7 protein-coding genes are annotated in these 11,260 nt (G+C 45.6%); 3 read left to right on the top strand and 4 right to left on the bottom strand.

Annotated features, from left to right (window positions below; translation table 11 throughout):
- On the top strand, positions 1-2,943 hold a 2,943-nt coding region (locus tag ACOJS8_RS09990), incomplete at its 5' end, for an alpha-amylase family glycosyl hydrolase (RefSeq protein ID WP_420148396.1).
- A 136-nt stretch (positions 2,944-3,079) separates the two neighbouring features.
- A complete protein-coding gene (gene treF / locus ACOJS8_RS09985; RefSeq protein WP_420148395.1) occupies positions 3,080-4,687 on the top strand; it encodes an alpha,alpha-trehalase TreF in 1,608 nt (535 codons plus the stop codon).
- Positions 4,688-4,795: 108 nt separating this feature from the next.
- On the opposite strand, the gene ACOJS8_RS09980 is transcribed toward treF, so the two are convergent.
- The 4 genes from ACOJS8_RS09980 to ACOJS8_RS09965 all read right to left on the bottom strand — a co-directional run bounded on the left by ACOJS8_RS09980 (position 4,796) and on the right by ACOJS8_RS09965 (position 9,890).
- Positions 4,796-5,212 (bottom strand): DUF2147 domain-containing protein, encoded by a 417-nt coding sequence (locus ACOJS8_RS09980; RefSeq protein ID WP_420148394.1) that lies wholly within the window; start codon positions 5,210-5,212, stop codon positions 4,796-4,798.
- A 541-nt stretch (positions 5,213-5,753) separates the two neighbouring features.
- The gene (locus tag ACOJS8_RS09975) at positions 5,754-7,523 is read right to left on the bottom strand and encodes an alpha-amylase family glycosyl hydrolase (RefSeq protein ID WP_420148393.1); all 1,770 of its coding nucleotides are present in this window, start codon (positions 7,521-7,523) and stop codon (positions 5,754-5,756) included.
- Between the two features lie 82 nt (positions 7,524-7,605).
- Complete coding sequence (locus tag ACOJS8_RS09970) at positions 7,606-7,743, bottom strand: hypothetical protein (RefSeq protein ID WP_420148392.1); 138 nt, start codon at positions 7,741-7,743, stop codon at positions 7,606-7,608.
- 731 nt (positions 7,744-8,474) lie between these two features.
- Positions 8,475-9,890: a tyrosine-type recombinase/integrase gene (locus ACOJS8_RS09965; protein ID WP_420148391.1), complete on the bottom strand. Its 1,416-nt coding sequence runs from the start codon at positions 9,888-9,890 to the stop codon at positions 8,475-8,477.
- 465 nt (positions 9,891-10,355) lie between these two features.
- Here ACOJS8_RS09965 and ACOJS8_RS09960 point away from each other — a divergent pair, with 465 nt between their 5' ends.
- Positions 10,356-10,862, top strand: a complete 507-nt coding sequence (locus ACOJS8_RS09960; protein ID WP_420148390.1) for a PDDEXK nuclease domain-containing protein — start codon at positions 10,356-10,358, stop codon at positions 10,860-10,862.
- Positions 10,863-11,260 lie beyond the last annotated feature (398 nt).

Here is an 11,260-nt window from a genome sequence, read left to right as displayed (position 1 = left end):
CGGATTATTTTCCAGGATTTTGAAAAATCCAACTGGACCTGGGACCACGAAGCGCAACAGTATTACTGGCACCGCTTTTTTCATCACCAGCCCGACCTGAATTATGATAATCCGCTGGTTCAGGAAGAAGTGTTCAGGATGATTGATTACTGGTGCGAGCTGGGCGTGGATGGATTTCGGCTGGATGCCGTACCGTATCTGTTCGAGCGGGAGGGCACGAATGGTGAAAACCTGCCCGAAACCCACGCATTTCTAAAAAAATTACGCAAACACATAGATGAGCATTTTCCGGGCGTAGCGTTTCTGGCTGAAGCCAATATGTGGCCCGAAGATTCAGCATCGTACTTCGGCAATGGCGATGAGTGCCATATGAACTACCACTTTCCGGTAATGCCCCGTCTGTTCATGGCGCTGCAGATGGAAGACCGATATCCGGTCACCGACATCTTCGATCAAACTCCTGCTATTCCCGACAATTGCCAGTGGGCCATTTTTCTGCGCAACCACGATGAACTAACGCTGGAAATGGTGACCGACGAAGAGCGGGATTATATGTACAAAACCTACGCCAGAGATCCCAGAGCGCGCATTAACCTGGGTATTCGCCACCGGCTGGCGCCACTGTTGGGTAATAATCGGAAGAAGATCGAGCTGATGAACAGCCTGCTGTTTTCGCTACGTGGTACACCGGTTATTTATTACGGGGACGAAATCGGTATGGGCGACAACGTGTACCTGGGCGACCGTGATGGTGTACGTACGCCCATGCAATGGTCGCCGGACCGGAACGCCGGTTTTTCGATGGCAAATCCGCACAAACTCTACCTACCAACCATTCTTGATCCCGAGTATCATTACGAATCCATTAATGTAGAAACACAACGCCGGAATACGTCGTCACTGTTCTGGTTCATGAAGCGGATGATTACGTTACGGAAGCGATACAAAGCCTTTGGCCGGGGCGATCTGAAATTCCTGAACGTCGAAAATCCGAAAGTACTGGCTTTCACTCGTACGTACGAAGACGAAACCCTGCTGATTATTATTAACTTATCGAAGTTCGCACAGCCCGCCGAAATTGAACTTAACGGGTTTAATGGCTACGTGCCCGTCGAAGCATTCAGCCGAAATCCGTTTCCGGCTATTTCTGAGTCCGAAACGTATTTCTTTACCCTGGCTCCGCACGATTACCAATGGTTTGTACTGGAGAAGGCCCATACGAACGTAGTGTCTCCCCTTCAGCTACCTACGCTTCACGTTGCCCTTTGGGGACAGATTTTGGGCAATGGTTCCCGCGAACGACTAGAAACCAAGGTCTTACCGGATTACCTGCTCAGAACTGACTGGTTCCGTGAAAAAAGAGAAACCATGCGGAGCGTTTCGATCCTGAACCACGCTCCCTTAAAGTTGCCGGTTGGGTCTGCCTTTATGCTTTTGCTTGAGATTTCATACGAACGGGGTTTGCCCGAAATATTCCAGTTAATCGTAGCATTTGCCGACAAGGCGCAGGCCGCTAAGCTCGCTCACAGTTGTCCGCAGGCAGTGCTGGCTAATCTGGAACTGGGTCATGAGTCGGGCGTGCTTTGTGATGGGCTGTATTTGGCGGAAGTTCAGCAGGCACTGCTTCAGAAAATGGTCCAGCACAACCGACATATCGAAGGCAATATCGTCTTTCAAAGCAGATCGGCACTGACCGATTACGTCCGGGAGCACAATGTTATAAAATCTAAATTAATCAGTTCAGAACAGGATTATGCCACTGTGGCCTACGACCACTGTTATCAGCTAAAGATGTACAGGAAGGTCGATCTGTCTGTAAATCCAGACACCGAAATTACTCAATTTCTTTCGGAGACCGCCGGATTTACAAACGTTCTTCCGTTTGCCGGAGCGGTCGAAATGATTACAGGGGGCGAACCAGTCACGCTGGGGGTTATGCAGGAAATGATAGCCCAGCACGGCGATGGGAAACACTACGTCCTGGAACGTATCAACAATTTTATCGAGCGAATACTAGCGCGCGATCCGGTGCAGTTAGCCGTTTCGCTGGCCGCACCACTCGGTACGTTAAGCCAGCCTGTTCCGTTTACTACGTTACCGCCCGAAACCCAGGAATTACTTGGACACCGGGCCGCTCAGCAGGCCCGGCTTCTGGGCATACGTATCGGCCAGATGCACCGGGCACTGGCTTCCGATACGTCGCATAAAGATTTTGCGCCGGAAGAATTCTCCCTGCATTACCAGCGGTCGCTGTTTGCCGGTTTTCAGTCACTGGTCCGCGAAAGTTATCAGGCTCAAAAACGAAATCTGCTACGCCTTCCAGATGATGTACGACGGGATGTTGAACAGATGCTGGCCCGAAAAGACGACGTATTGACTCTGTTTAAGCGGATTTACCGCCAAAAGCTCGACAGCACGAAAATTCGAATTCATGGCGATTTACAACTGGAAAAAATTCTGCTGACCGGCAAAGACCTGGCAATTCAGGATTTCGGTGGCGACCCGACCCGTAGCTACAGCGAACGCCGACTAAAGCGGTCTCCCCTGCGCGACGTAGCTTCTATGATTCGTTCGTTCTACTACGTTGGTTACGAAGGCTTTTTGCAGACAAATCAGGTACCGACAAATGATACGTTCCGGCTGCTTCCTTATGCCAAATTCTGGGCGAGGTGCATGAGTAACTTTTTCATGGAAGCGTATCTGGAAACGGTTCAGGGTAGTTCCTTCATTCCCAAACAGCCCGACGACTTCCAGATGATGCTGGAAACGTACCTGCTCGAAAAAGCTATTTCAGATTTAAATTTTGAGCTAAATAACCGTCCCGACTGGGTACACGTTCCGCTGCAACTTATTCAATCGATTGTTGGGAAACCCAACGTATCAGTCGCAGCAAACGTACTCCTGGAAGAAGAAGCGGTGCTGGGTACTATTGCTGATATTTAATCGAAGCGTATGCATTCTTCGCTGAGTACACAACGGATACCGCAAAGAGCGTAAAGAAAACACCTTGTGCACTCTTTGCGGAAAACCGTTGTGCACTCAGCGATTAAAAACATATACGTTCTGTAAATTGTGTTGCATGAAACAATCCAATCACTACGTAGTATTTCTTCTCTTTTTCGTATTAAATCCGACGCTAGATAAAGCGCAGCCTGTTCTCGAAAAAACACGCTCCGCTAAACAAACACAACTAAGTCCCGATGAGCAGTTTGGCGAGTTATTTAAGGCGGTCCAGTTAAAAACCGTATTTCCCGATTCGAAAACCTTTGCCGACTGCATTCCGAAGTTTCCTCGGGCAGCGATTCTGGCCAAATACGAGAAAGCCCGAAAACAGGCCGACTTCAACTTAAAAACGTTTGTCCTGCAGCACTTTACGTTACCGATCAGGCCAGCATCCGGCTATTCTAGCAAAGTAGGGCAGTCAGCTCAGGAGCACATTACTGACTTATGGGCGGTGCTGACCCGGCCGGATACACCTAAACCTACATCAGACGAGCAAGTAGGTTCGCTTATTCCATTGCCCAAACCATACATAGTGCCTGGGGGGCGCTTTAGCGAGATTTATTACTGGGATAGTTATTTTACGATGCTTGGCCTACGTGCCTCAGATCGGGCGGCTCAGATCAGGAATATGGTCGATAACTTTGCCTATCTGATCCGGACTGTTGGTTATATTCCTAATGGTAACCGGACTTATTTTCTGGGTCGGTCGCAGCCTCCGTTTTTCTCGTTTATGGTGAACCTGTTATCCGAAATACAGGGCCGTCGGATTCTGCTTACTTATTTGTCCGAACTGCAAAAAGAATATGATTTCTGGATGGCTGATAAAGATCAGCTAAACGCACAGCAACCAGCGCGCCGGCGGGTTGTGCGGCTGGATGAAGGAGTGTACCTGAACCGACATTTCGACGACAAACAGACACCCCGCCCCGAATCGTACCGGGAAGATGTCCAACTAGCCCGATCATCCAAAAATCCTTCGCTACTTTATCGACAACTTCGCGCTGCCGCCGAATCAGGCTGGGACTTCAGCAGCCGGTGGTTGGGTGATGGCAAAAACCTGCGTACCATTCACACCACCGATTTTATACCGGTAGATTTAAATGCGCTGCTCGTAAATCTGGAGCAAACCCTGGCTAGTGGCTATCGACTTAAGGGCAATCAGATACAAGCCAGAAAATATGAAGAACTAGCCCAGCAGCGACGTAATGCCATCCAGCGCTACTGCTGGAATTCGAAAAACGGATTCTATTTCGACTATGATTTTGTTGCCCGAAAACCGTCTTCAGTCTATTCACTAGCGGGCGTTTATCCGCTTTTTGTTAAAATCGCTACGTCGGCACAGGCAGTAGCGGTAGCCCGTAAACTGGAGCAATTATTTTTGAAGGCAGGCGGGTTAACCACTACGTTGATACGTACCGGTGAGCAGTGGGACGCCCCTAACGGCTGGGCACCCCTGCAATGGATAACAATTCAGGGGCTACGTAATTATCGGCAGCTACCACTCGCGAATAAAGTTAAAACGAACTGGGTAGCCGAGAATCTGCGGGTTTATAAAGCGTCGGGGAAGATAGTCGAAAAATACGACGTGATCAGCACGGCAGCGGCCAAGGGTGGAGAATATCCCAATCAGGACGGTTTTGGCTGGACTAATGGGGTTCTGCTGAAACTGCTGACCGAAAAATGAACAGTTTGATTACTTCAACTGTAAAATAGCTCTAATAATACGTAAGAGCCTATTTGATCAGACGTGTTTAACCACGAAGGCACAAAGCCTTACTGACTGCTATACGCGTTATGAACTTTGCCCTTCTTTTCGAGTCATGACAAATTTTCGATGGAACAGTTTGATGCCCTTGTACACCATTACGGTTACCTCCTGCGGGTTATCCATCGATACCTCAACGCTTAATTTAGTGCCCGTCTTAGGGTGAATTAGCTGCCCCCCTGACCAGATATTTCCATCATATATAAGATTGTGGATGAGAATAGCGCCTTTGACGAGTCCGTAATTTTCCTCTCCGGCCTGATCGACCTCCGCAACGCGGGCAAAGTACCGATCCCCCTGTCGGTAAATCGTTACGCTGGAGCCTTTGGAGGGAAATAACCAACTCCCAATCAGCTTGTCGGCTTGTTGAGCCATTGTTACCTCCGGCATAAAAAAAGGTAAAAGTAGTGTCCAAAGCGAATTTCGATGTATGAATGACTTCATTTGTTCTCCAGCGATTTTGAATAAAATAATTAGCCTGCCTCCGCCCAGTTCTTCCACACCATACTGACCGCTGGCGGAGGAGTGAATAAATATGAAATTGGTAAAAATGTACCATTTCTCAATCAGGTTATAAATTAGTTTAGGACCGAAAGAACATAGATTATCCGTTTGCACTTAACGTCTAGGTTCTACTAGGCTCGGTCAGGGTGTTCGATCTCATATCGCTTTATAACACAATGAGCCAATATCGTCTCCGCAAATGAAGGGTGCAGGCATCGGGCTACAACTGATGTGACCGGCTAATTTAACAGAACAGAATGGTGGGGAAGTCAGCAATAACGGAGATGGTTCATTCGCCTGCTGGTAGCTTGTCGATAGCTTCTTATAGGTTAGAACGAATAAGATCCTATAGAAAATAACAGGCACTTTAGCGTGATTAACAATCTGCAGGGCAAAGAGACCCTCAAAAAAGTCCTGAACTATAGCATCAATATCAGCCGTGATGAAGTTTAGAGACAATGAACCAATGCACGCTAATCAGCTACACTCCACCTTTATAGACAACAATTGATTCGGGCTGTAGGGTTAGTTGGCTGGCATCCGTCAACAATTCCGGTGAAGCCTCTGGACCATTCCAAATTGGGTCGGCTGAATCGAGTAATTTCTGCCAGTTTTTGCCAAGTGCTGGTAACGTAACGGTTTGTTTTTCGCTGGAAAAATTCATCAGACACAGTACATGATTCGTTTTGTACGACCGGTGTAGAAATAACGTTGATTCTCCATCCTGATAAATAACCCTGGCTTGTTTTGGATTCAGATGATACAGTGCTGGTTGCTTCCGACGTAGCGCCGTAAGTGACTGATAATAGCGATATAAAGTCTGGTTTGGAATCTCATTCAGGCTTTCCCACGGTAGCACCAACATCAATTCATCCCGATTTTCTGTTAATTCCACCGGTTCAGAAGCGGCAAGAACGGGTTCGCTATGCGTTAATTTTTGAAAAGGACTCGTAACACCCCACTCTTCGCCCATAAACAGCGTAGGAATACAGGGACTTACCATAATGGAACCCGCTACCAGTTTGACAAACTCACCGTCAATTTCTCTGTCGGAGTGCTCACTAAGTTGCTCCTTGTCGGTTTGGTGGTACGTTTGCAGAATGGTGACAAAGGCGTCATCAGAGGCCGTATCAGCCTCCCGCTCAAACAGTTCCTGAAGAATGGTTGAAAACGTGCTATCGCACAAACAATCCTTTCGATATTGCTTTGTTTTATGACGATTGTGATTAAAATCCATGTAGTAGGCGTTGCAGCTTTTGCCAGACAATTTCTGTTGGTGGTCACTAATGTTCTTTTTTTCCCTGTCCGATTGTTTCGTGCCGCTCGGCATAAGCGTCATATCCTGTTCGATTAACAGGTAATGCTGACGACCCGTTTGAGCGGTCAGCGCGTTAGTCTGTTCCCGAATGGTACGTAGTAACTGATCCGCGTCAGGTAGCGTGTGAACATTCTCCAGACGTAACGCATCAACGTGGAAATCACGGAACCACATCAGGGCATTTTCAACAAGATGGCGCCCATAAGCCTCCCGGGATGCTTCATTACCAGATTCAGCTTTCGACCTGTCAGCGGTCAGTTTACGAGCAGAAAAGACACTACCTTCACTAAGTACGTATTCCGATTGATTAACCTGTTTATAAGGCAAATCCAGAATAACGGACAACCCCTCGAAATGACAGGCATTGACTAAGCGTTGCAATTGACCAGGGCCACCGTACGAAGCCTGCACGGCAAATAGAAAAGCGGCTTCCAAATTTTGATTACGTGAATCGGGGAAAGGCGTGACGGGCCGAATCAGAATTGCGTTAACGCCTAGCTTTTTTATATGACTTAGTTTACCGACGATTGCTTTTAATGTACCCTCCGCCGTAAATGTGTGGATATTAATATCATAGACAATATACTCATCGATGGGCGGGTTTACCCAACTCGAATCTTCCCAGTAAACATATTTGGTATCGAAAGCCTGCGAGGGCCCGTATACACCCTGCGGTTGTAGCAGCGAGGTCGGGTCAGCCCATTCCTTTTCGTTGTCAAGCACAAACTTATATGTATCGCCGGGCTTGAGTTGATCGGTAGTGAGCTGCCAATAGCCGCTGCTACCTTTTGTCAGGGGCAGATTAATGGCGTGACCGTTGATCGATAGGGCAACCTCTTTCGCCTGAGGAACCCATACGACGACGTTTGCCTGGTGATCGGCTGTAAACGTTACACCGAGTGTTCGTCTGTTTATTATGAGTTGGCTCATCATATACATAATCCATTGTCATTCTTGCCCAATTCTCTCCCATTGACAGCCGACGAATTCATCTTAACTGTTTATTATCGCACCCTTAATACGTCATGAGTTCACGGATTTTATCCCGTTGCTGGAGCTGCCTAATAAATTTCCAGAGCTGAAAAACAGATAGCGATATAGTGGTTACAGAAATAGCAAGCAGCGACAGGGCTAACTGGGTAAGGTTAGGCATAACAACGGGTCGGTTAAGTTGACTTCCAACAAACTACGTTTCGCCCTCTTAGAATGAACTTAAATAGAACTTAGAAAATCCTTAGAAACATCCAGTTATTCACCCTTAGAGTAATCTACAACAATGTTTTTGAAGTCTTTAATAGTCGACAAATCACTTCTGGTGGTAGCCTTTAGCCGTCTTTATACTATGAATGATCTCCGTTACCTCATGAAAATTGACAAGCCGTAGATACCTTTTATGGCCGATATTGGTAATTATGCCCTAGATCGAAAGTTCTTGTTCGGACAGCACGTTCTAAACAGACAATCCGAGAAGATGAACGTAGCGCCAGAGTTTTTAACGATGAATCAGCCTACAAGACATGATGGACGCGTTAAATAGTGGCATTATGAATGAAAACCAATGAGTCCGACGGATAGGAAAAGATACTCTACAAATTCTTAATGCTGCTCAACCGAAACGCTTGAGTCACTTGACTTAGTCATTCAATGGTACCTGTACTACCGGGTGATTTCACGACAGGTCAGCTCGTACGCTACGAACTAGCTTTGATGATCACTAAAAACCTGTAACCTTACCTCCTACTCAAAATCGTTCAATTAACTACCAGTTCTACTATTTTTTGAACAGCATAACTTACTATTAATTAGTGAAGTATGTCCGATTTACGCTCGAATAGAAATCGTCCACGAAAACGTCCAATTTTTAGCAATTCACATTCCTGTGAACTACAAAGAGTTTAAGAATACCTTAGCCTCTTCATCATCAAAAGAGCCTAAATAACTTTCAGTTGTTTTAATATTAGTATGTCCAAGCGACTTAGAGATGAAAGCAAGCGGAGCTTTACTCTTTAACAGGCTGGTAGCAAATGAGTGCCTGGCAGAATACGAATTTGTATCACCTTCAATGCCTATCTGTTCAGCAATCTTTCCCATCCATTTGTTTGTCATTTTTACTATTTGGTGAATAGTCTGTTTCTTCTGACGGTCAGTCATATCAGATGTAAGAAACGGAAACACATAGCCATTTGGTCGCCGTTCTACCATTCCCCATCTTTCAATAATGGCCAATGTTTCTGGTCGTAAATGGGCTACTACAGGCACCTGATTTTGTTTTTTACTTCTGGCGGTCTTTTGTCGGATAAAGGTTAATTTTCCTTCTTTAAGGTCAACTCGGTTCCAAGTTAACCGGCAAATATCCGTTAGGTTAGCTCCATTGCAGAAGTAAGAGAATAGCCATAAATCATGGCTGCGCTGTTCTGTAGTCCCGGCTAGAGGCTGGTACTGCTTGATCTTTTCAATATCGGCTTTGGGCAAAGCTTTCTTGACGTTAGCGCCAGCAGGAATGATGTACCGATTGCGACCAAAAGGATACGTATCCCGGCTTATAATTCCAGCTTCTATGGCATCATTAACGACTGCACGTACATGCCGCAGATAAATCCCCACAGTAGTCAAACTGGCACCAGTTGAGGGCCTTGTTGGACTTTGCGAAGCTTTACCGTAGTGTTGCATCCATTGCTCATAGGTAGTCAGAAAAGCAGGAGTAAGATTTTCAAACTTCAACGTAACCTCATGCCGAAGTTGAGTTGATCGACGAGGAACAGGAATATTTAGAAATTCCTTGCGTTTTTCATCACTGAGTGAATAGACAAACCGACGCAATGATTTTGCCGCCAGTTCGTAGTTCATCGCATTGCCAATTCGTCCAGCTCCGCTCATATTGGCCGCTTTTGAAAAAAGGGCAGCGATCAAATCGGTTTGTTCGACAGGCTTAACTTGTTCTTTTCCATAGTTAGTGATAGCCTCAGCAAAACCGTCGAAGGTAAATGTGTCGTATAACTGGCCAATGACAACCTGAGCTCGTTTCAAATAGCCCGTTTGTTCTTTACCCGTTATTTCATCGCGGAACGTATCACCGTATATTTTTTGCCATAAATCGCGCTTTTCTTCATCCTTGATGCGGTTGTCGAGAACTTTACGGCCTTTATTAGCTTGCAGAAAATTCCAACCCTCCAGTGTAACTTTTATACCAGTGGTAAATAGGCGTTGTTTACGATCCTGGCAGACTAGCCATTTAATTAACCCCTCTCCTTCTTTGCTCGCTCGTTTATCAAGGAATAGATTTACCGTTGCTGTATTCATAAATGATAATAACTTGGCACTGTATTGGAAATAGTCTAAAGTTGCAATACAACTTGCAATACAAATATACAGAATCAACGCATGTCAGCAATAAGTATTGATAAAAAGACAAGAGATAAATTATTGATTCCCAAACATATAACCAGCAAAATAACAATAAAGAATAAATATAAAAAAGAATTTGGATACGACTGTTAATCAGAGGGTCGCTGGTTCGAGCCCAGCTTCGGGAGCCATGTAATTCAAGGAGTTGCGAATATTCGCAACTCCTTTTTAATTTTATTTGCAAATCTGTTTGCAAACAACGATAACAATATAGGCATCTATAAAATCATTTTAGTGATTTTAATCTAATGTGCATAAGGCTTCTTCAAGTAGTCGCACAATCAGGCAAGTTTTCTAAAAAGAGACAAGTCTATTCTGCTGTTGTACCAAACGCTTTAATAACGCCAACGGATTGACAGTATGCTGTTTGAGCGCACCGCCATCGCCAAAAAACCGGAGGAGTTAGCCCGGCTCGAATTGCAGCAGCTCCAACAGACGGACCTATTAACGCCCGATCTGGTGTTTAAAGACCCTTACCTGCTTGGTTTCCTGGGATTGAAAGACAGCTTCAATGAATCGGATCTGGAGGAAGCGATCTTACGGGAGATTGAAAAATTTATTCTTGAGTTAGGGAATGATTTCACGTTTGTGGAGCGTCAGAAGCGGATGATCATTGACAACGCGGATTTTTACCTAGATCTGCTGTTCTATCACCAACGCTTGCGACGCCTGGTCGCCATTGAATTGAAACTCGGTAAGTTCAAAGCCGCTTATAAGGGACAGATGGAGCTTTACTTGCGTTGGCTGCAAAAGTATGATATGCAGCCAGGTGAGGAAAGTCCAATCGGGCTCATTTTATGCGCCGAAGGTAACAAGGAACAGATTGAACTGCTCCAATTAGATGCAGCCAATATCAAAGTAGCCTAATACTTGACCGATTATTTACCCAATGATCTATTAAAGAAAAAGCTTCACCAATTCACCCAAACCAGCAAGCGATTATTGGACAACCGATCTCAGCCAGATCAGTAACTAGTAAGCCAATCATTCAAAGCAAGGGATAGAGAAAATAATTTTAGCAACTACCAACCTAGTTCGTCCAGAAAAACCGGCGTCAGGTAAAAATTCGTGAACGATTAAATTGAATGGGTTTATTGAACGCAAAAAGGGCCATTTTTAGCCCTTCCCTCCTACCCGGCCACCGTTCAGAAAACGGCCAATTCAAATCAGGACAAGACATTATTTGTAACTTAACTCAACGCGGTGCTTTCCAGCAGCTATATTCTTCACCAGAACGTACTGACTGTTGCGTACTGTTTCGATCG

This window comes from Spirosoma sp. (assembly GCF_048594605.1).
Lineage (GTDB): Bacteria > Bacteroidota > Bacteroidia > Cytophagales > Spirosomataceae > Spirosoma.
This window is presented reverse-complemented; position numbering and strand designations above follow the sequence as displayed.